The organism is Pseudomonas migulae (assembly GCF_043225285.1).
Taxonomy (GTDB): Bacteria; Pseudomonadota; Gammaproteobacteria; order Pseudomonadales; family Pseudomonadaceae; genus Aquipseudomonas; species Aquipseudomonas migulae_C.
Map to the genome: position 1 here is coordinate 3,700,140 of NZ_CP171224.1, position 20,186 is coordinate 3,720,325.

Below are 20,186 nucleotides of genomic sequence, written 5' to 3' on the forward strand. Positions count from 1 at the left end.
GAGCGGCGTCATGCAGTTGATTGAACATTCCGACTCGCCGCGCTACATCCGCCTGCACGAGCGGGACAACGTCGTGATCGTGGTCAATGACCAGGGCGTGCCGGCCGGCACCGAATTTGCGGATGGCCTGGTGACCGTGGACTTCGTGCCACAGAGCCACAAAGTCACCCTCGAAGACATTCCCGAGGGTGGCCAGGTGATTCGTTACGGCCAGACCATCGGCTACGCGTTGCAGCCGATTCCGCGCGGCAGCTGGGTCAAGGAAGATCAACTGCGCATGCCCACCGCGCCACCGCTGGACAGCCTGCCGCTGTCCACCGAAGTGCCGGCGGCGCAGGCACCGCTGGAAGGCTTCACGTTCGAGGGTTACCGCAACGCCGACGGCACCGTCGGCACGCGCAACATTCTCGGGATCACCACCACGGTGCAGTGCGTCACGGGCGTTCTGGATCATGCGGTCAAGCGCATCAAGGACGAGTTGCTGCCCAAGTACCCGCACGTCGATGACGTGGTCGCGCTGACCCACAGCTACGGCTGTGGCGTGGCGATTACCGCCACCGACGCGTACATCCCGATCCGCACCGTGCGCAACCTGGCGCGCAACCCGAACCTGGGTGGCGAAGCCTTGGTGATCAGCCTGGGCTGCGAGAAATTGCAGGCCGGGCAGGTGATGCACGAGAACGACAGCTCGGTGGACCTGAGCGATCCGTGGCTGTATCGCCTGCAGGATTCGAGTCACGGTTTTACCGAGATGATCGAACAGATCATGGAGCTGGCCGAGACCCGCTTGAAGAAGCTCGATCAGCGTCGCCGGGAAACCGTGCCGGCGTCCGAGCTGATCCTCGGCATGCAGTGCGGCGGCAGCGATGCGTTCTCCGGCATCACCGCCAACCCGGCTCTGGGTTACGCCTCTGACCTGTTGTTGCGGGCGGGCGCGACGGTGATGTTTTCCGAAGTCACCGAAGTGCGTGACGCGATTTACCTGCTGACGTCCCGTGCGGAAACCGAGGAAGTCGCCCAGGAACTGGTGCGGGAAATGGACTGGTACGACCGTTACCTGGCCAAGGGCGAAGCGGACCGCAGCGCCAATACCACGCCGGGCAACAAGAAGGGCGGGTTGTCGAACATTGTCGAGAAGTCCCTCGGGTCGATCGTCAAGTCCGGCAGCAGCGCAATCAATGGCGTGCTGGGCCCTGGCGAACGCTTCAAGCGCAAAGGCCTGATTTTCTGCGCGACCCCGGCCAGTGACTTTGTCTGCGGGACGTTGCAGTTGGCGGCGGGGATGAACCTGCATGTGTTCACCACCGGGCGCGGGACGCCGTATGGTCTGGCGATGGCGCCGGTGGTGAAGGTGTCGACCCGGACCGAACTGGCGCAACGCTGGCCGGACCTGATCGACATCGATGCCGGGCGGATCGCCACCGGGCGGGCGTCGATCGAGGACCTCGGCTGGGAGTTGTTCCATTACTACCTGGACGTGGCGAGCGGGAAGCAGCAGACGTGGTCGGAGCGGCACAAGCTGCATAACGACATTACCCTGTTCAACCCGGCGCCGATTACCTGATACCGAGGCGGCTGCATCGCGAGCAGGCTCGCTCCCACAGTGGGTTTTGGTCGTACACAGATTTTGTGTTCGACACCGGACAAATGTGGGAGCGAGACCGGCTTGCCGGCGATAGCGGTCTACCAGACGCCAACGCCCTGGGTGGCTTATCATTAGCCCCCTAACGACGCCCACCCAAGGTGACCCCCGGCATGCTGGCTATCTTCCTCGAAACCCTGAACATCACCGCGCCGGTGTTTGCCATGCTGTTTCTGGGTGTGCTGCTCAAGCGCATCAACTGGATCAACGACAACTTCATCCACACCGCGTCGGCCCTGGTGTTCAACGTCACTATGCCGGCGTTGCTGTTTCTGGGCATCCTGCATGCCGACCTGCACGCGGCGCTGCAACCGTCGCTGCTGATCTATTTCTCGATTGCCACGCTGGTCAGCTTTGCCATCGCCTGGGGCTGGGCGATCTTCAAGTGTCCGCGTGAAGACCGCGGGATCTACACCCAGGGCGCCTTTCGCGGCAACAACGGCGTGATCGGCCTCGCACTGGCGGCGAGTATGTACGGCGATTACGGGATTTCCCTCGGGGCGATTCTCGCGGCGCTGGTGATCCTGTTCTACAACACGCTGTCGACCATCGTGCTGGCGGTCTACAGTCCGGTGATCAAGTCCGATCCGTGGAGCATCTGCAAGAGCGTGATGATCAACCCGCTGATCATCAGCGTGTTCGCGGCGGCGCCGTTCGCGTATTTCAAGATCGGTTTGCCGGGGTGGCTGGAGACGTCCGGGCAGTACCTGGCGCAAACCACGCTGCCGCTGGCGTTGATCTGTATCGGCGGCACGCTGTCGCTGGCGGCGATGCGCAAAAGCGGCTCGATGGCGTTGAGTTCAAGCCTGGTGAAGATGATCGGCCTGCCGGTCCTGGCGACGCTGGGCGCGTGGCTCTGGGGCTTTCGCGGGGCGGAGCTGGGGATTCTGTTCCTGTACTTCGGCAGCCCGACCGCCGCGGCCAGTTTTGTCATGGCCCGGGCGGCCAATGGCAATCATGAACTGGCGGCAGCGATCATTGTGATCACCACGCTGATGGCGGCGGTGACCACCAATGTCGGGATCTTCCTGTTGCAGTGGGGTGGGTGGATCTAGTTCGGAATTTGCAGTGTTTTGCAGGGCCTCATCGCGAGCAGGCTCGCTCCCACAGGGGAATGCATTCCAAATGTGGGAGCGAGCCTGCTCGCGATAGCTATGTTACTGACGCTAAAAAATCCGGGTATTTACTCGGGCTTCTGATAGGTATCGATCACTTCCTGCGCCGCCCGAAACGCATCGATCGCCGCCGGCACACCGGCATACACCGCGCAGTGCAGCAGCGCCTCGCGAATCTCTTCCACGGTGCAACCGTTGTTCAGCGCACCGCGCACGTGACCTTTCAGTTCTTGCGGGCACTTCAGCGCGGTCAGTGCGGCCAGGGTGATCAGGCTGCGGGTTTTCAGCGGCAGGCCTTCACGATTCCACACGCTGCCCCACGCATGTTCATTGACGAAATCCTGCAGCGGCTGGGTGAATTCGGTGGCGTTGCCCAAGGCGCGGTCGACGAATGCGTCGCCCATCACTTGGCGGCGCACTTCAACGCCGGGTTTCTTATGCTCGGTCATGGCAATTCCCTCTTGTGGTGTTGGCGACGCCAGGCGCGCAACGACGTGAACAGCAGAAACGCCATCAGCGCCGGCAGGACAAAAAACAGCATCAGGTGTTCGAGCTTGCCGGCCAGGGGCATGCCGGTGGTGAACGACACCACGTGCAGCCCATAGGCCAGGTACAAACCCAGAAACAGCAAACCTTCGGCACGGGTCACCCGGTAGCCGGAATAAAACATCGGCAGGCACAGCACCGCGACGCCGAGCATCACCGGCAAATCGAAATCCAGCGCATTGGGCGAGACCGACAACGGCGACGGCGCCACCAGCGCGGTAACGCCCAGCACGCCCAGCAGGTTGAACAGGTTGCTGCCGATCACGTTGCCCACGGCAATGTCCCGTTGCCCGCGCAACGCTGCGATCAACGAGGTGGCGAGTTCCGGCAGGGAAGTGCTGACCGCGACGATGGTCAGGCCGATGATCCGTTCCGACAGCCCAAGGTCGGTGGCCACCGACACCGCGGCGCCCAACAGCAAGTGCCCGGCATACACCAGCATTGCGAGGCCGGCGACGATCATCAGCAGGCTGCTGAGCCACGGCACTTCAGGGCCTTGGTGAGGGATCGATTGCGGGCGGGCCGAGTGCCGCGACTGTCGCAGCAACAGCCCCAAATAGAGTGCCAGCGCGGTCAGCAACATCACGCCATCGACGCGGGTCAGTTCTTCATTCCAGGCGAGGACGAACACCAGCAGGCTGGCGCCGATCATCAATGGAATGTCCAGGCGCACCAGCTGCCGCGAAACCCGCAACGGGACGATCAGCGCCGAGAGACCGAGGGTGACGAGGATGTTGAAGATGCTGCTGCCGATCACGCTGCCGACGGCGATGTCGGCGTTCTGCGCGAGCGTCGCCTGTAGGCTGACTGCCATTTGCGGGGCGCTGCTGCCGAGGGCGACGATGGTCAGGCCGATGATCAGTGGCCGCACATGCAGTCGCGCGGCGACGCGCACGGCGGCGCGCACCATCAACTCGGCGCCGGCGATCAGTAGCACCAGCCCGCTGAGCAATTCAATCACGCTGAGCAGGGGTAAGTCGGCAAGTCCGAAAATGGTCGGGGCTCCGTGAGTCAGTCGAGGGCTTGCACGCGAACCCGTGCGGTGCCGCTTTTGATCATGCCCAGTTGCTCGGCGGCTTCGTGAGACAAGTCGATCAGACGCCCGCGAGTATGCGGCCCGCGATCGTTGATACGGACCACACAGGATTTGTCGTTTTTCAGGTTGGTGACCTTCACCCGCGTACCGAAAGGTAACTGGCGGTGGGCGGCGGTCATGGAATTCTTGTCGAAACGTTCACCGCTGGCGGTGCGTTTGCCTTGGTGTTTGGCGCCGTAGTAGGACGCCACGCCCGTCTGGTCGTAGCCGTGAGGGTCGACAACATCGGTGCTGGCGCAACCGGCCAGCAGCGAGAGCAGGGCGCAGGCCCCCAGTAGACGCTTCATTCAATGGTTTCCAGAAACAAATGTGGGAGCGAGCCTGCTCGCGATGGTGTGTCAGCCGGCATCAATGCAGCTGACACACCATCGCGAGCAGGCTCGCTCCCACAGGGGGTAGAGCCAGGCTTGAATACTGGCTCCATGCTCATCAGCCTTCGAGCTTGCTTTTCAGCAGTTCGTTGACCTGTTGCGGGTTGGCCTTGCCTTTGGAGGCTTTCATGGCCTGGCCGACGAAGAAGCCGAACATCTTGCCGCGTTTGGCTTCGTCTGCCGCGCGGTATTGCTCGACCTGCTCGGCGTTGGCCGCGAGCATTTCGTCCAGCACCGCCGAGATCGCGCCGCTGTCGGTCACTTGCTTGAGGCCGCGTTTGTCGATGATCTCGTCAGCGCTGCCTTCGCCATTGGCCATGGCTTCAAACACCACTTTGGCGATCTTGCCGGAGATAGTGTTGTCCTTGATGCGCAGCAGCATGCCGCCCAGTTGCTCGGCCGAGACCGGCGACTGTTCGATGTCCAGGCCCTGCTTGTTCAACAGGCTGCCCAGTTCAACCATCACCCAGTTGGCCGCCAGCTTCGCGTCGCCGCTGATGCTCACGACTTTCTCGAAGTAATCGGCTTGCTCGCGGCTGGTGGCCAGGACGCTGGCGTCGTAGACCGACAGACCGAACTGCTCCTGGAAGCGCTCGCGTTTCTGCGGTGGCAGTTCCGGCAAGGTCGCCCGCACGTCGTCGAGGAACGAGTTCTCGATGACCACCGGCAACAGGTCCGGGTCCGGGAAGTAACGGTAATCGTTGGCTTCCTCTTTGCTGCGCATCGGACGGGTTTCGTCCTTGTTCGGGTCGTACAGGCGAGTCTGCTGGATCACCTTGCCACCGTCTTCGATCAGTTCGATCTGACGTTGCACTTCGGTGTTGATCGCCTTCTCGATGAAGCGGAACGAGTTGACGTTCTTGATCTCGCAGCGCGTGCCGAACTCGGCCTGGCCTTTCGGACGGATCGACACGTTGCAGTCGCAGCGCAGCGAGCCTTCGGCCATGTTGCCGTCGCAGATGCCGAGGTAACGCACCAGCGCGTGGATCGCCTTGACGTAAGCCACCGCTTCCTTGGCGCTGCGCATATCCGGCTCGGAGACGATTTCCAGCAGCGGCGTGCCGGCACGGTTCAGGTCGATGCCGGTGGCGCCGTTGAACTCTTCGTGCAGGCTTTTACCGGCGTCTTCTTCCAGGTGCGCACGGGTGATGCCGACGCGCTTGACCGTGCCGTCTTCAAGAGCGATGTCCAGGTGGCCCTTGCCGACGATCGGCAATTCCATCTGGCTGATCTGGTAGCCCTTGGGCAGGTCCGGGTAGAAATAGTTTTTACGGGCGAACACGTTGTGCTGGCCGATTTCGGCGTCAATCGCCAGGCCGAACATCACCGCCATGCGCACCGCTTCCTGGTTCAGCACCGGCAGAACGCCAGGCATGCCGAGGTCAACCAGGCTGGCCTGGGTGTTCGGCTCGGAACCGAAAGTGGTGGAGCTACCGGAAAAGATTTTCGACCGGGTGGTGAGCTGGGTGTGAATCTCCAGCCCGATCACGACTTCCCATTGCATGTGTTTCTCCTCAGAAGCCGGTTGGGGTGCGGGTGTGCCAGTCAGTGTTTTGCTGATACTGATGGGCAACGTTCAACAGGCGACCTTCCTGGAAATACGGGGCGAGCAGCTGCACGCCGACCGGCAGACCGTCGACAAAACCGGCGGGCATGGACAAGCCCGGCAGGCCGGCGAGGTTGGCGGTGATGGTGTAGACGTCTTCCAGGTACGCAGCAACCGGATCGCTGTTCTTGGCACCGAGCTTCCAGGCCGGGTTCGGCGTGGTCGGGCCGAGGATGATGTCGACCTCGTTGAAGGCAGTCATGAAGTCGTTCTTGATCAAGCGACGAATCTTCTGCGCCTTCAGGTAGTAGGCGTCGTAGTAACCGGCCGACAGGGCGTAGGCACCGACCATGATCCGGCGCTGCACTTCCGGGCCGAACCCTTCGCCACGGGAACGCTTGTACAGGTCGATCAGGTTTTTCGGGTCTTCGCAGCGATAGCCGAAACGCACGCCGTCGAAACGCGACAGGTTGGAAGACGCTTCCGCCGGGGCGATAACGTAGTACGCAGGGATTGCGTGCTGCATGTTCGGCAGGCTGATTTCCTTGATCACGGCGCCGAGCTTTTTCAGCTCTTCCACGCTGGCCATGATCAGGTCAGCGATGCGCGGGTCGAGACCAGCGCTGAAATATTCCTTCGGCACGCCGATGCGCAGGCCTTGCAGCGAGCCGTTGAGGCTGGCGCTGTAGTCCGGAACAGATTCGTCGATGCTGGTGGAGTCCTGCGGGTCGAAACCGGCCATGCCTTGCAGCAGGATCGCGCAGTCTTCGGCGGTGCGCGCCAGAGGGCCGCCCTGATCGAGGCTGGAGGCGTAGGCGATCATGCCCCAGCGCGAAACGCGACCGTACGTCGGTTTCAGGCCGGTGAGGTTGGTCAGTGCGGCAGGCTGGCGGATCGAGCCGCCGGTGTCGGTACCGGTCGCGGCCGGTAGCAGGCGTGCGGCAACTGCGGCGGCGGAACCACCGGACGAACCGCCCGGAACGTGTTCCAGGTTCCACGGGTTTTTCACCGCGCCGTAGTAGCTCGACTCGTTGGCCGAACCCATGGCGAATTCGTCCATGTTGGTCTTGCCCAGCGTCACTGCGCCGGCAGCCGCCAGCTTGGCGACGACGGTGGCGTCGTACGGTGCTTTAAAGTTGTCGAGCATCTTCGAACCGCAGCTGGTGCGGATGCCCTGGGTGCAGAACAGGTCTTTGTGGGCGATCGGCGCGCCGAGCAGGGCACCGCTCTCACCATTGGCCCGGCGTGCGTCAGCGGCTTTGGCCTGCTGGAGCGCGAGGTCTTCGGTGAGGCTGATGAAGCTGTTGAGCTGAGGATCGAGCTGGGCGATACGCGCCAGCAGGGTTTTGGTCAGCTCTTCGGAAGAAAACTTTTTATCGGCGAGTCCGCGGGCGATCTCGGCCAGAGTCAATTGATGCATTGCAGGCTCTTTCCCTTTAGTCGATGACTTTCGGAACCAGGTACAGGCCGTTTTCGACCGCTGGTGCGATGGACTGATAGGCCTCGCGATGATTGGTCTCGGTCACGACGTCTGCGCGCAGGCGCTGGCTGGCTTCCAGTGGGTGGGCGAGCGGCTCGATACCGTCGGTATTGACCGCCTGCATTTCGTCGACCAGTCCCAGAATGCTGTTCAGGGCCGAAGTGATGTGTGGAAGATCGCCATCATTGAGGCCCAGACAGGCCAGATGAGCGATTTTTTCCACGTCGGAGCGTTCAAGCGTCATGGGATTCTCCAGTGGAAGGAATACAGAACGGATGCTATCCGTGTGTTAGATTGTCGGAACACTACCGCATTTCTACGGTCATAAGGCCGCGATTGTGGGGGTTGGTGCACAGAAAAGCGGCCAATTTAACATATTGGCGCCTTGCCCAAAATCCCTGTCGTTGTTAGAGTTTGCCGCACTTTTTTACCCACGCGTTGCCTAGGGTCCCTTTCCCATGTTCAAGAAACTGCGTGGCATGTTTTCCAGCGATCTTTCCATTGACCTGGGCACTGCCAACACCCTTATTTACGTGCGCGAGCGCGGAATCGTCCTGAATGAGCCATCGGTTGTGGCTATTCGGACACACGGTAACCAGAAAAGTGTCGTTGCTGTCGGCACCGAGGCCAAGCGCATGCTCGGCCGTACGCCGGGCAATATCGCGGCCATTCGTCCGATGAAGGATGGCGTTATCGCCGACTTCAGCGTCTGCGAAAAGATGCTGCAGTACTTTATCAACAAGGTTCACGAAAACAGCTTCCTGCAGCCTAGCCCTCGTGTGCTGATCTGCGTTCCGTGCAAATCCACCCAGGTTGAGCGTCGAGCCATCCGTGAATCGGCCCTTGGCGCCGGCGCACGTGAAGTGTTCCTGATCGAAGAGCCAATGGCCGCTGCGATCGGTGCCGGCCTGCCGGTTGAAGAAGCTCGCGGTTCGATGGTCGTCGATATCGGTGGTGGTACCACTGAAATCGCGCTGATCTCCCTGAACGGTGTGGTTTACGCCGAATCCGTACGGGTTGGCGGCGACCGCTTCGACGAAGCGATCATCACCTACGTGCGTCGCAATTACGGCAGCCTGATCGGCGAATCCACCGCCGAGCGCATCAAGCAGGAAATCGGTACGGCCTACCCGGGCGGCGAAGTCCGTGAAGTCGACGTTCGTGGCCGTAACCTGGCCGAAGGCGTTCCGCGCGCATTCACCCTGAACTCCAACGAAGTGCTGGAAGCTCTGCAAGAGTCCCTGGCCACCATCGTTCAGGCTGTGAAAAGTGCACTGGAACAATCGCCTCCGGAGCTGGCTTCCGACATCGCCGAGCGTGGCCTGGTACTGACCGGTGGTGGCGCCTTGCTGCGCGACCTCGACAAGTTGCTGGCCCAGGAAACCGGTCTGCCGGTGATCGTTGCCGAAGATCCGCTGACCTGCGTTGCTCGCGGCGGTGGCCGTGCATTGGAAATGATGGATAAACACACCATGGACCTGCTCTCCAGCGAATAAGTCGTTGGGTTGCTTCTATGCTGTTGAGCGCGCAGGCGGCACTTTGCAGTGCTGCCTGTTTGCGTTTACCTTCTGTCAGTCTGTATCCAGGCCGGTCTGCCTTATGAATAAACAAAACATTTGCCTGGGAGGAGCGGCTTATTAAACCGCTTTTCACCAAAGGGCCTTCACTGGGCGTGCGCTTGTTGGTGCTGGTCGTGCTATCGGTCGCGCTGATGGTGGTCGATGCCCGCTTCACACTGCTCAAGCCAGTGCGTAGCCAGATGTCGCTGGTGCTGATGCAGTCTTACTGGATCACCGACCTGCCGCAGCGGCTATGGCAAGGTGTGGCCAGCCAGTTTGGCAGCCGTACCGAGCTGGTGGCCGAAAACGAAAAACTCAAGACCGAAAACCTGCTGCTGCAGGGTCGCATGCAAAAGCTTGCCGCCCTCACCGAGCAGAACGTTCGGCTGCGCGAGTTGCTCAATTCTTCCGCGCTGGTCAACGAAAAGGTCGAAGTGGCCGAGTTGATCGGCATGGACCCCAACCCTTTCACCCACCGCATCATCATCAACAAGGGTGAGCGCGACGGTGTGGTCCTCGGTCAGCCGGTGCTCGATGCCCGCGGCCTGATGGGCCAGGTGGTCGAGTTGATGCCGTACACCTCCCGTGTGTTGCTGCTGACCGACACCACCCACAGCATCCCGGTGCAGGTGAACCGCAACGGTCTGCGGGCGATTGCGAGTGGCACCGGCAACCCGGAACGCCTGGAACTGCGTCACGTGGCGGACACGGCGGACATCAAGGAAGGCGACCTGCTGGTCAGCTCCGGCCTTGGCCAGCGTTTCCCGGCCGGTTACCCGGTGGCGACGGTCAAGGAAGTGATCCACGATTCTGGCCAGCCATTTGCCATCGTTCGTGCGGTGCCGACCGCTGCCTTGAACCGCAGCCGCTATCTGCTGCTGGTGTTCAGCGACACCCGTACGCCGGAAGAGCGTGCCAACGACGCCGCTCAAGCGCAGGAAAATCTCGATGCACAGGGTGGCGGGCCGATCATTCCTGCCACCGTGCCGAAACCGGCTGCCGTGATCGCACCCGCGGCTGCTGCCCCGGCTGTTCCGGCTGCGGCACCGGCCGCTGCAACACCGGCCAAGCCAGCTACCGCACATCCCGCCGCCGCCAAGCCGCCTGCCACTGCGCCTGCCACTGCGCCGGCCGTCAAACCGCCCGCGACCGCACCGGCCACCAAACCACCGGCGACGCAACCTGCTGCCGTGAAACCGGCGGCCAAACCGCCTGTCTCCGCGCCGGCTACCACTGGGGGACGTGAATAATGGTCGGTGTAAAAGCCTCCCGAAACGGTTGGATGATCTGGCTGACGTTTGCCGTCGGCTTGCTGCTCAGCGTTTCTCCGCTGCCGCAATTCATGGAAATCCTCCGCCCGCTTTGGCTCGCCTTGCTGCTGGCGTTCTGGGCCCTGGCCCTGCCGCAGAAAGTCGGGATGGTCACCGCGTGGTGTCTGGGCCTGACTGAAGACGTGCTGTACGGCACGCTCCTTGGCCAGAACGCGTTGATCCTGACGCTCATCACCTACCTGGTGCTGGCCCTGCAACAACGCCTGCGAATGTTCCCGATGTGGCAGCAGAGCCTGGTGATCCTGGTGATCTTCGGCCTCGCGCAGCTCGTTCAACTCTGGCTCAGCGCCCTGACCGGCAACCGTCAGCCGACCCTGGCGCTGGTCTTGCCGGCACTGGTCAGCGCGTTGCTCTGGCCATGGATCAGCTTCGGTTTGCGTGGTCTGCGTCGGCGCTACAAAATCAACTGATTCGGTCAGGCATTTGCCCACACCACGACAAGGGAGATGTCTTGATGAAACCGCTTTATCTTGCCTCAGGCTCGCCGCGTCGGCGTGAACTGCTCACGCAGATCGGCGTGCCGTTCACCGCCGTCAGCGCGGACATCGACGAAACCCCTTTGAATCATGAATCGCCGTCGGCCTATGTCGAGCGCCTCGCGCGCGGCAAGGCTGAAGCCGGGCGCGGCGCGATTGTGTCCGACAGCGAATTCTGTGTGCTGGGCGCCGATACCGCCGTCGTGCTGAACGGGAAAATTCTCGGCAAACCAGTGGACGAAGCCGATGCCTGCGCCATGCTTATGATGTTGGCAGGGCAGGAACATGAAGTGCTGACTGCCATTGCCGTACTGGATGGTGAGCGTTGCGAGTCCCGCGTGGTGCGCAGCCTGGTGCGTTTTCGCCCCATCGGCCGCGACGAAGCGGCGGCCTACTGGGCCAGCGGCGAACCGCGGGACAAGGCCGGCGGCTATGGCATTCAAGGACTGGGCGCGGTGTTTGTCGCCGGCCTCGATGGCAGCTACTCGGCGGTGGTCGGCCTGCCGCTGTGCGAAACCGCTGAGCTGCTCGGCCATTTCGGCATACCCTGTTGGCAAACCCTTAACGCGCGTTGAGCGTCGTACTGACAAGATGCGGCCATTATCGTGAACATGCCTGAACGAGACCCTGCCATGAGTGAAGAGATCCTGATCAACATCACGCCGATGGAATCGCGCGTGGCGGTGGTTGAAAACGGTGTCCTGCAAGAGGTCCACGTCGAGCGCACGCAAAAACGCGGGATCGTCGGCAACATCTACAAAGGCAAGGTTGTCCGGGTATTGCCAGGCATGCAGGCGGCGTTCGTCGACATCGGCCTGGACCGCGCCGCGTTCATTCATGCATCGGAAATTTCCCTGCGCGAAGGTCCGGCGGTCGAGAGCATCAGCGCGCTGGTTCACGAAGGCCAGAGCCTGGTAGTGCAAGTCACCAAGGACCCGATCGGTTCCAAGGGCGCACGGCTGACCACGCAACTGTCGATCCCGTCGCGGTATCTGGTGTACATGCCGCGCACCGCGCATGTCGGCATTTCCCTGAAGATCGAAGACGAAGCCGAGCGCGAGCGTCTCAAGCAAGTGGTCACCGATTGCGTGGCCAAAGAAGGCATCAAGGAAGCCGGTGGGTTCATCCTGCGGACCGCTGCCGAAGGCGCGGGCGCCGATGAAATCCTCATGGACATCCGCTACCTGCGCCGGCTCTGGGACCAGATCAGCGAGCAGATCAAAACCATCAGCGCGCCGAGCGTGATCTACGAAGACCTCGGCCTGGCGCTGCGCACCTTGCGCGATCTGGTGAGCCCGAAAATCGAGAAGATCCGCATCGATTCCCGGGAAACCTTCCAGAAAACCACGCAGTTCGTCGCCGAACTGATGCCGGAAATCGCCGATCGCCTGGAGCATTACCCGGGCGAGCGGCCGATTTTCGACCTGTATGGCGTCGAAGACGAAATCCAGAAAGCCCTCGAACGCAAAGTGCCGCTGAAGTCCGGCGGTTACCTGGTGGTGGACCCGGCGGAAGCCATGAGCACCATCGACGTCAACACCGGGGCCTTCGTCGGTCATCGCAACCTTGAAGAAACCATCTTCAAGACCAACCTCGAAGCCGCGACCGCCATCGCTCGCCAGCTGCGCCTGCGCAACCTGGGCGGGATCATCATCATCGACTTCATCGACATGGAAGACGAAGAGCATCAGCGCCAGGTCCTGCGCACGCTGGAGAAACAACTGGAGCGCGATCACGCCAAGACCAACATCATCGGCATCACCGAGTTGGGCCTGGTGCAGATGACCCGCAAGCGCACCCGCGAAAGCCTTGAACAAGTGCTGTGCGAACCGTGCAGCAGCTGCCAGGGGCGCGGCAAGCTCAAGACGCCGGAAACCGTTTGCTACGAAATCTTCCGCGAAATTCTCCGTGAGGCTCGCGCCTATCAGGCGGAAGGCTATCGTGTATTGGCGAACCAGAAAGTCGTCGACCGTCTGCTGGATGAAGAGTCGGGCAACGTTGCCGAACTGGAAGGTTTTATCGGTCGCACCATTCGGTTCCAGGTGGAAACCATGTATTCCCAGGAACAATACGACGTGGTGCTGCTCTGAATCGCTGTGTTTCAACCTCACTAGAACGGCTGGCCTCAGCTTTTTGCAGCATTTTTGCCATGGGAGCCAACTGACATGGAGCGTCTGACACGCATTTTGGCCGCACTGACCCGCTGGGGTCTGGGCCTGTGCGCGTTGGCTTTGGTACTGATGGCGCTTTACGTCAGTCTCGGTCGTGAGCTGACGCCGCTGGTGGCCGAGTATCGGGCCGAGGTCGAAACCAAAGCCGGCGCAGCCTTGGGCATGCCGCTGCACATTGGTGAGCTGGAGGGCAACTGGCGCGGTTTCGCGCCGATTCTGCTGGCGCACGACGTGATGGTCGGCGAAGGCGCCAACGCCTTGCGCCTGGATCAGGTGCGCGCGGTGCCGGATCTCTGGGCCAGCCTGCTGGCGCGCGAAGTGCGCATCGCTCACCTGGAACTCAACGGCCTGAAAATCAGCCTCAAGGAAGGCGCGGACGGTCAGTGGGCGCTGGAAGGTTTGCCGGTACAGCAGGATCAGCCGCTGGACCCGGAGCAATTGCTCAATCGCATGCAAATGGTCCAGCAACTGTCGGTACTCGACAGCCAGGTAACGCTGCAACCGCTGGACCAGGCGCCGCTGACCTTCACCTACGTTGGCCTGAACCTGAAAACCGGCGCCTTCCGTCAACGCCTCGACGCGCGGCTGACCCTGCCCGATGGCCAGCCGGTTGCCATGAGCCTGCGCACACGCATTCGCGCCAGCGAGTGGAAGGACGGCGAGGCCGATGCCTACCTGAGCCTGCCGCAAAGCGACTGGTCGAAATGGCTGCCCGAGCGCCTGACCCGGCAATGGAACTTCTCCGAGATCAAGGCCGGCGGCGAACTTTGGTTCAACTGGAACAAAGGTGCGCTGCAAAGCGCCGCCGTGCGCTTGAACGCACCGCAGCTCAAGGGTGCCTACGCCGAGCGCAAGCCGATCCGGATCAACAACCTGGCGCTCAACAGCTATTTCCAGCGCAGTGCCGAGGGTATGACAGTCACTGTCGACTCCCTGTCGATGAACCTCGGCGAAACTCGCTGGGAATCGCGCCTGCAACTCAAGCAAAGCCTGGCCACCGAGAAGACCGAAGAGCTCTGGCATTTGCAAGCCGACCGGCTCGACCTCACCCCGCTCACGCCGCTGCTGAACGCGCTGGGCCCGTTGCCTGAAGGCGTCGCCACCGCCGTTGAGCGACTCAAGGTGACCGGTGGTTTGCGCAACGTGCTTGTCGACTTCCGGCCCAACGCCACCGATGACACCAAGGTCAGCTTCGCCGCCAACCTCGATCAGGTCGGCTTTGATGCCTATCACGGCGCCCCGGCCGCGCGAAATGTCAGCGGCAGCATCAGCGGTGACCTCGGTCACGGCGAACTGCGCATGGACAGCAAGGACTTTGTCCTGCACCTGGACCCGATTTTCGCCAAGCCATGGCAATACATTCAGGCCAACGCCCGACTGACCTGGAAACTCGACAAAGAAGGTTTCACCCTGATCGCGCCGTACCTCAAGGTGCTGGGCGAGGAGGGCAAGATTGCCGGCGACTTCCTGATTCGCCTGCACTTCGACCACACCCAGGAAGACTACATGGACCTGCGGGTCGGCATGGTCGAGGGCGACGGCAAATACACCGCCAAGTACCTGCCGGCGGTTCTCAGTCCGGCGCTGGACGAGTGGCTGCGCACGGCGATCCTCAAGGGCGCGGTGGATGAAGGTTTCTTCCAGTATCAGGGCTCGCTGAACCACGGTGCCGCCGACACTGATCGCAGCATCAGCCTGTTCTTCAAGGTTCACGATGCCGAACTGGCTTTCCAGCCGGGCTGGCCGCATGTCAGCAAGGTTTCGGGGGATGTGTTTGTCGAGGACAGCGGTGTACGGATTCTGGCCAGCAAAGGCCAGTTGCTCGACACCCAGGTGCGTGACATTTACGTCAACATTCCCCACGTTCCGGCTGGCCAAAGCAGTCACCTGCTCCTCGATGGCGGGTTTGCCGGCGGACTGGGCGATGGCCTGAAAATTCTCCAGGAAGCGCCGATTGGTACTGCTGCCACCTTCGCCGGATGGGAAGGCGAGGGGGATCTGCAGGGCAAGCTGAAACTGGATATTCCGCTGGCCAAAGGCGAACAGCCGAAAATCCTCGTTGACTTCAAGACCGCCAAGGCGCGCTTGAAACTCGCCGACCCGGTGCTTGAGCTGACTCAGCTCAAGGGCGATTTCCGCTTCGACAGCGCCAAGGGTTTGAGCGGGCAGAACATCAGCGCCCGGGCCTTCGACAAGCCTGTCACCGCACAGATTTTCGCCGATGGCAGCCCGGGTAATATCAAGACGCGCGTCGCCGCCTCAGGCCAGGTCGAGGTCAAGAAACTCACCGACTGGCTGAGCGTGACCCAGCCGCTGCCAGTGTCCGGCCTGATCCCGTATCAGTTGCAACTGACCCTGGACGGTGCGGACAGCCAGTTGATGGTCAATTCCGATCTCAAAGGCGTTGCCGTCGATTTGCCCGCGCCGTTCGGCATGGCTGCCGATGTCGGGCGCGATACGATGTTCCGCATGACCCTGCAAGGGCAGGAGCGGCGCTACTGGGTCAAATATGGCGACCTGGCGAGCTTCACGTTCGCGGCGCCACCTGGCAATTTCGCCGACGGTCGCGGCGAACTGTTCCTCGGCGGCGGCGATGCCGTGTTGCCGGGCGCCAAAGGCCTGCGGGTGCGGGGCGTACTGTCGGAACTGGACGTCGGCCCATGGAAGGACCTGGTGGACAAGTATGCCGGCCAGGATCCGGGCGGCAGCGCCAAGCAATTGCTCAGCAGCGCCGACTTCAAGGTCGGCAAGCTCAGCGGCGTCGGTACCACGCTGGATCAGGCGTCGGTGCAATTGAACCGTAAGCCGAGTGCGTGGGCCTTGCAGCTCGACAGCCAGCAGGTCAAGGGCACCGTTGGCATCCCGGATGCGAAAGCCACGCCGATCGTGGTCAATCTGCAATACGTGCGTCTGCCGGCGCCGGACCCGACGGTCCTGGCCGATGAAAACTCGCCGGATCCGCTGGCTTCCGTGGACCCGACCAAGATCCCGGCGCTGGATATCACCATCAATCAATTGTTCCAGGGGCAGGATCTGGTGGGTGGCTGGTCGCTGAAAGTGCGTCCGACCGCCAAGGGCATTGCGCTCAATTCGCTGGATCTGGGCCTCAAGGGCATTCTGTTGCAGGGCAGCGGCGGCTGGGAAGGCGCGCCCGGTGCGTCCACCAGTTGGTACAAGGGGCGGATCAGCGGCAAGAACCTCGCGGATGTGCTCAAAGGCTGGGGTTTTGCGCCGAGTGTCACCAGTGAAGAGTTTCATATGGACGTCGATGGCAACTGGCCTGGCTCACCGGCCTGGCTGGCCACCAAGCGTTTCTCCGGGACCCTCGACGCCTCGCTGAATAAAGGCCAGTTCGTTGAGGTGGAAGGCGGCGCGCAGGCGTTGCGGGTGTTTGGCCTGCTGAACTTCAACTCCATTGGCCGTCGCTTGCGCCTGGACTTCTCCGATCTGTTCGGCAAAGGTCTGAGTTACGACCGGGTCAAGGGGCTGCTGGTCGCGAATCGCGGGGTTTACGACACACGTGAGCCGATCGTGCTGACCGGCCCGTCGAGCAATCTGGAACTCAATGGCAAGCTGGATCTGGTCAACGATCAGGTCGATGCGAAACTGCTGGTGACCTTGCCGGTGACAAACAACTTGCCGATTGCCGCGCTGATCGTCGGCGCTCCGGCGATCGGCGGCGCGTTGTTCCTGATCGACAAGCTGATCGGCGACCGTGTGGCGCGCTTCGCCAGCGTGAAATACACCGTCAAAGGTCCATGGAAAGAGCCGAAAATCACCTTCGACAAACCTTTTTGAAGCGTGCCGATGGAGTAGCATGGCCCTAACGACGTTCCCCTCTGTAGGAGCGAGCTTGCTCGCGAAAAACGCATGGGCAACGCGTTTAACCTGGCACCCCGCGTTATCGTTCACGTCCATCGCGAGCGAGCTCGCTCCTACAAGGTTGATGTCGATATGTATTTTGCGGTGATTCAAATGGTCAGCCAGAGCGATGTCCTGGCCAATCTGGCCCAGGCCCGTCGGCTGCTCGAACAGGCGGCCGCCGAGGGCGCAAAGCTGGCCGTGCTGCCGGAAAACTTCGCCGCCATGGGTCGTCGCGACATTGCCGAGATCGGCCGCGCCGAGGCGTTGGGTGAGGGGCCGATCCTGCCGTGGTTGAAACAGACCGCCCGCGACCTCAAGTTATGGATAGTGGCCGGCACCTTGCCGTTGCCGCCGGCGGATCAGCCGGCGGCGAAAGTGCATGCCTGCTCGCTGCTGGTCGACGACCGGGGCGAGACGGTGGCGCGCTACGACAAGCTGCACCTGTTCGATGTGGATGTGGCGGACAACCGCGGGCGTTATCGCGAATCCGATGACTATGCTTATGGCAGTGGGGTGGTGGTGGCGGACACGCCCGTCGGTCGAGTCGGCCTGACGGTCTGTTATGACCTGCGCTTCCCGGAGCTGTACAGCGAATTGCGCGCTGCCGGCGCGGAGTTGATTACCGCGCCGTCGGCCTTTACCGCAGTGACTGGCGCGGCACATTGGGAGGTGCTGATTCGCGCGCGGGCCATCGAGACTCAGTGTTATGTACTCGCGGCCGCCCAGGGTGGAACGCATCCGGGGCCGCGGGAAACTTACGGGCATGCCGCGATTATCGACCCGTGGGGCCGTGTGCTGGCGCAACAGGATCAAGGCGAGGCCGTGCTGCTGGCCGAACGCGATAGCAGCGAACAGGCGTCCATCCGGGCGCGGATGCCGGTGTCCAGTCACCGGCGCTTTTTCTCGCAGGGCGCCCAGCGACCTGCCTCAGAACGATGAATTTAAGGCGTAAAGCATATGAGCGAGTTGTTGTCCTCAGTCAGTGACCACCTGTTAGCGCCTGGCGGCGTGACCATCGAGAGCCTGCAAGGTGTGCTCGGCGATCTGGCCGGCCCGGGCATCGATGCCGCCGACCTGTATTTCCAGGGGCAGATTTCCGAGTCCTGGGCGCTGGAAGACGGCATCGTCAAGGAAGGCAGCTTCAACCTTGACCAGGGCGTTGGCGTGCGCGCGCAATCGGGTGAGAAAACCGGTTTTGCCTACAGCAACGCCATCACCCTCGAAGCCCTCGGCGCGGCGGCTCGCGCGGCGCGGTCGATCTCCCGCGCCGGGCAGAACGGCACGGTGCAGGCGTTCACCTCTCAGGATGTCGCCCAGTTGTACGGGCCCGACAACCCGCTGGAAGTGATGACCCGCGCCGAGAAAGTCGAACTGCTCAAGCGCATCGACGTCGCCACCCGCGCCCTCGACCCGCGTATCCAGCAAGTGACCGTGAGCATGGCTGGCGTGTGGGAACGCATTCTGGTGGCGTCCACCGACGGCAGCCTGGCGGCGGATGTACGGCCGTTGGTGCGCTTCAACGTCAGCGTGATCGTTGAGCAGAACGGTCGTCGCGAGCGCGGTGGCCATGGCGGCGGCGGGCGTACCGATTACCGTTATTTCCTCAGCGACGACCGCGCCATGGGCTACGCCCGTGAAGCGTTGCGTCAGGCGCTGGTCAACCTTGAAGCCATCCCGGCGCCTGCCGGTACGTTGCCGGTGGTGCTGGGGTCGGGCTGGTCCGGCGTGCTGTTGCACGAAGCGGTCGGCCATGGCCTGGAAGGCGATTTCAACCGCAAGGGCAGCTCTGCCTACAGCGGGCGCATGGGCGAAATGGTTGCGTCGAAACTCTGCACCATCGTCGATGACGGCACGCTGGCCGGCCGTCGCGGTTCGCTGAGTGTCGACGACGAAGGCACGCCGACCGAGTGCACCACGCTGATCGAAAACGGCGTACTCAAGGGCTACATGCAGGACAAGCTCAACGCACGCCTGATGGGCGTGGCCCGCACGGGCAACGGTCGTCGCGAATCCTACGCGCACCTGCCGATGCCGCGCATGACCAACACCTACATGCTGGCGGGCGAGAGCGATCCGGCGGAAATCATTGCTTCGGTGAAGCGCGGCATCTACTGCGCCAACCTCGGCGGTGGCCAGGTGGACATCACCAGCGGCAAGTTCGTGTTCTCCACCAGCGAGGCGTACCTGATCGAAGACGGCAAGATTACCGCGCCGGTCAAAGGTGCGACGTTGATCGGCAATGGGCCGGAGGCGATGAGCAAGGTGTCGATGGTCGGCAACGATCTGTCGCTGGACAGTGGCGTGGGCACGTGCGGCAAGGACGGGCAGTCGGTGCCGGTGGGTGTCGGCCAGCCAACGTTGAAAATCGATGCGATCACTGTGGGTGGCACAGGATCGTAAAGGGATGGAGCTCCGGGTGGGCCGCGTCGCGACTCACCCGGGAAGAGATTTAACGCAGACCGCGTTGAGTCTCGTCCAGCTCACGGATGTACTTGAAGATTTTACGGCTCGACGCCGGCGGCTTGTTGGTCGCCAGTTCGTGCTGGGCCTGACGGATCAGGGAGCGCAACTGCTGACGATCAGCCTCCGGGTAGTCGAACACGAACTTCTCCAGGACCGCATCGTCGCCCGCGATCAAGCGATCGCGCCAGCGTTCCAGGCCATGGAAACGTTCGTTGTACTGCCGGGTGGAGGCATCGAGTTGATCGAGCAACGTGAGAATGGCGTCAGTGTCCTGATCGCGCATCAGTTTGCCGATGAACATGAGGTGCCGTTTACGCGCGATATTCGCGGTGTGCTTGGGCGCATCGCCCAGAGCCCGGCGCAGAGCGTCGGTCAATGGCAGTTTTGCCAGCAAGTCAGGCTTGAGCGTTGTAAGGCGTTCGCCGAGGTCAACCAGAGCATGCAGCTCGCGTTTAACCTGGGATTTGCTTTTTTCTCCCGTATCGAGGGAGTCGTCGTAAGAATCAACCATGGTGGCCGTCCGCAA

The 20,186-nt window shown here is 62.1% G+C and carries 17 protein-coding genes; 10 read left to right on the forward strand and 7 right to left on the reverse strand.

What is annotated here, in order from left to right; translation table 11 throughout:
* The first annotated feature begins 10 nt into the window (after nucleotides 1–10).
* Both garD and ACF6ZU_RS16935 read left to right on the forward strand, forming a co-directional pair.
* Nucleotides 11–1,564, forward strand: a complete 1,554-nt coding sequence (garD, locus tag ACF6ZU_RS16930) for a galactarate dehydratase (RefSeq protein WP_392885282.1) — start codon at nucleotides 11–13, stop codon at nucleotides 1,562–1,564.
* 191 nt (nucleotides 1,565–1,755) lie between these two features.
* Entirely contained in the window at nucleotides 1,756–2,697 is a 942-nt protein-coding gene (locus ACF6ZU_RS16935; protein ID WP_392885283.1) for an AEC family transporter, read from the forward strand.
* Between the two features lie 128 nt (nucleotides 2,698–2,825).
* Here the strand turns inward: ACF6ZU_RS16935 and ACF6ZU_RS16940 are convergent, their stop codons facing one another.
* The 6 genes from ACF6ZU_RS16940 to gatC form a co-directional block, all read right to left on the reverse strand.
* Nucleotides 2,826–3,206, reverse strand: coding sequence for a carboxymuconolactone decarboxylase family protein (locus ACF6ZU_RS16940; RefSeq protein WP_392885284.1), 381 nt, complete (start codon nucleotides 3,204–3,206; stop codon nucleotides 2,826–2,828).
* Nucleotides 3,203–4,264 carry a calcium/sodium antiporter gene (locus ACF6ZU_RS16945; RefSeq protein WP_392885285.1) on the reverse strand — a complete coding sequence of 354 codons (1,062 nt, stop codon included), beginning with the start codon at nucleotides 4,262–4,264 and terminating at the stop codon, nucleotides 3,203–3,205. Before ACF6ZU_RS16945 ends, ACF6ZU_RS16940 begins: the two co-directional genes overlap by 4 nt.
* 50 nt (nucleotides 4,265–4,314) lie before the next feature.
* A complete protein-coding gene (locus ACF6ZU_RS16950; RefSeq protein WP_008037420.1) occupies nucleotides 4,315–4,686 on the reverse strand; it encodes a septal ring lytic transglycosylase RlpA family protein in 372 nt (123 codons plus the stop codon).
* Between the two features lie 142 nt (nucleotides 4,687–4,828).
* On the reverse strand, nucleotides 4,829–6,274 hold the full coding sequence (gatB, locus tag ACF6ZU_RS16955; protein ID WP_392885286.1) for an Asp-tRNA(Asn)/Glu-tRNA(Gln) amidotransferase subunit GatB: 1,446 nt from the start codon (nucleotides 6,272–6,274) through the stop codon (nucleotides 4,829–4,831).
* A gap of 10 nt (nucleotides 6,275–6,284) precedes the next feature.
* The gene (gatA, locus tag ACF6ZU_RS16960) at nucleotides 6,285–7,736 is read right to left on the reverse strand and encodes an Asp-tRNA(Asn)/Glu-tRNA(Gln) amidotransferase subunit GatA (protein WP_392885287.1); all 1,452 of its coding nucleotides are present in this window, start codon (nucleotides 7,734–7,736) and stop codon (nucleotides 6,285–6,287) included.
* Nucleotides 7,737–7,752: 16 nt separating this feature from the next.
* Complete coding sequence (gene gatC, locus ACF6ZU_RS16965) at nucleotides 7,753–8,040, reverse strand: Asp-tRNA(Asn)/Glu-tRNA(Gln) amidotransferase subunit GatC (RefSeq protein WP_392885288.1); 288 nt, start codon at nucleotides 8,038–8,040, stop codon at nucleotides 7,753–7,755.
* A 214-nt stretch (nucleotides 8,041–8,254) separates the two neighbouring features.
* On the opposite strand from gatC, the gene mreB reads away from it, so the two are divergent.
* From mreB to tldD, 8 genes are all read left to right on the forward strand, one after another.
* Nucleotides 8,255–9,292: a rod shape-determining protein MreB gene (gene mreB / locus ACF6ZU_RS16970; protein ID WP_002555108.1), complete on the forward strand. Its 1,038-nt coding sequence runs from the start codon at nucleotides 8,255–8,257 to the stop codon at nucleotides 9,290–9,292.
* A 188-nt stretch (nucleotides 9,293–9,480) separates the two neighbouring features.
* The gene (mreC, locus tag ACF6ZU_RS16975; protein WP_392893840.1) at nucleotides 9,481–10,605 is read left to right on the forward strand and encodes a rod shape-determining protein MreC; all 1,125 of its coding nucleotides are present in this window, start codon (nucleotides 9,481–9,483) and stop codon (nucleotides 10,603–10,605) included.
* Entirely contained in the window at nucleotides 10,605–11,096 is a 492-nt protein-coding gene (gene mreD / locus ACF6ZU_RS16980) for a rod shape-determining protein MreD (protein ID WP_392885301.1), read from the forward strand. Before mreC ends, mreD begins: the two co-directional genes overlap by 1 nt.
* Before the next feature lie 44 nt (nucleotides 11,097–11,140).
* A complete protein-coding gene (locus tag ACF6ZU_RS16985; RefSeq protein WP_392885302.1) occupies nucleotides 11,141–11,737 on the forward strand; it encodes a Maf family protein in 597 nt (198 codons plus the stop codon).
* A gap of 57 nt (nucleotides 11,738–11,794) precedes the next feature.
* Complete coding sequence (gene rng / locus ACF6ZU_RS16990) at nucleotides 11,795–13,252, forward strand: ribonuclease G (RefSeq protein ID WP_253436345.1); 1,458 nt, start codon at nucleotides 11,795–11,797, stop codon at nucleotides 13,250–13,252.
* Nucleotides 13,253–13,327: 75 nt separating this feature from the next.
* Nucleotides 13,328–17,131 (forward strand): YhdP family protein, encoded by a 3,804-nt coding sequence (locus ACF6ZU_RS16995; RefSeq protein ID WP_392885304.1) that lies wholly within the window; start codon nucleotides 13,328–13,330, stop codon nucleotides 17,129–17,131.
* A 156-nt stretch (nucleotides 17,132–17,287) separates the two neighbouring features.
* The gene (locus ACF6ZU_RS17000; RefSeq protein WP_392893842.1) at nucleotides 17,288–18,136 is read left to right on the forward strand and encodes a carbon-nitrogen hydrolase family protein; all 849 of its coding nucleotides are present in this window, start codon (nucleotides 17,288–17,290) and stop codon (nucleotides 18,134–18,136) included.
* Between the two features lie 18 nt (nucleotides 18,137–18,154).
* Nucleotides 18,155–19,597: a metalloprotease TldD gene (gene tldD / locus ACF6ZU_RS17005; protein WP_392885306.1), complete on the forward strand. Its 1,443-nt coding sequence runs from the start codon at nucleotides 18,155–18,157 to the stop codon at nucleotides 19,595–19,597.
* Between the two features lie 49 nt (nucleotides 19,598–19,646).
* On the opposite strand, the gene yjgA is transcribed toward tldD, so the two are convergent.
* On the reverse strand, nucleotides 19,647–20,171 hold the full coding sequence (gene yjgA, locus ACF6ZU_RS17010) for a ribosome biogenesis factor YjgA (RefSeq protein WP_192227729.1): 525 nt from the start codon (nucleotides 20,169–20,171) through the stop codon (nucleotides 19,647–19,649).
* Between the last annotated feature and the right edge of the window lie 15 nt (nucleotides 20,172–20,186).

What these genes read in the sequence shown, in the direction of transcription:
- rng (WP_253436345.1), top strand. Translation starts at nt 11,795, where the DNA reads ATGAGTGAAGAGATCCTGATCAACATCACGCCGATGGAATCGCGCGTG.
- mreD (WP_392885301.1), top strand. Translation starts at nt 10,605, where the DNA reads ATGGTCGGTGTAAAAGCCTCCCGAAACGGTTGGATGATCTGGCTGACG.
- tldD (WP_392885306.1), top strand. Translation starts at nt 18,155, where the DNA reads ATGAGCGAGTTGTTGTCCTCAGTCAGTGACCACCTGTTAGCGCCTGGC.
- gatA (WP_392885287.1), bottom strand. Translation starts at nt 7,736, where the DNA reads ATGCATCAATTGACTCTGGCCGAGATCGCCCGCGGACTCGCCGATAAA.
- ACF6ZU_RS16985 (WP_392885302.1), top strand. Translation starts at nt 11,141, where the DNA reads ATGAAACCGCTTTATCTTGCCTCAGGCTCGCCGCGTCGGCGTGAACTG.
- garD (WP_392885282.1), top strand. Translation starts at nt 11, where the DNA reads ATGCAGTTGATTGAACATTCCGACTCGCCGCGCTACATCCGCCTGCAC.
- gatC (WP_392885288.1), bottom strand. Translation starts at nt 8,040, where the DNA reads ATGACGCTTGAACGCTCCGACGTGGAAAAAATCGCTCATCTGGCCTGT.
- gatB (WP_392885286.1), bottom strand. Translation starts at nt 6,274, where the DNA reads ATGCAATGGGAAGTCGTGATCGGGCTGGAGATTCACACCCAGCTCACC.
- ACF6ZU_RS16995 (WP_392885304.1), top strand. Translation starts at nt 13,328, where the DNA reads ATGGAGCGTCTGACACGCATTTTGGCCGCACTGACCCGCTGGGGTCTG.
- ACF6ZU_RS16950 (WP_008037420.1), bottom strand. Translation starts at nt 4,686, where the DNA reads ATGAAGCGTCTACTGGGGGCCTGCGCCCTGCTCTCGCTGCTGGCCGGT.
- ACF6ZU_RS16940 (WP_392885284.1), bottom strand. Translation starts at nt 3,206, where the DNA reads ATGACCGAGCATAAGAAACCCGGCGTTGAAGTGCGCCGCCAAGTGATG.
- yjgA (WP_192227729.1), bottom strand. Translation starts at nt 20,171, where the DNA reads ATGGTTGATTCTTACGACGACTCCCTCGATACGGGAGAAAAAAGCAAA.
- ACF6ZU_RS17000 (WP_392893842.1), top strand. Translation starts at nt 17,288, where the DNA reads ATGTATTTTGCGGTGATTCAAATGGTCAGCCAGAGCGATGTCCTGGCC.
- mreB (WP_002555108.1), top strand. Translation starts at nt 8,255, where the DNA reads ATGTTCAAGAAACTGCGTGGCATGTTTTCCAGCGATCTTTCCATTGAC.
- ACF6ZU_RS16935 (WP_392885283.1), top strand. Translation starts at nt 1,756, where the DNA reads ATGCTGGCTATCTTCCTCGAAACCCTGAACATCACCGCGCCGGTGTTT.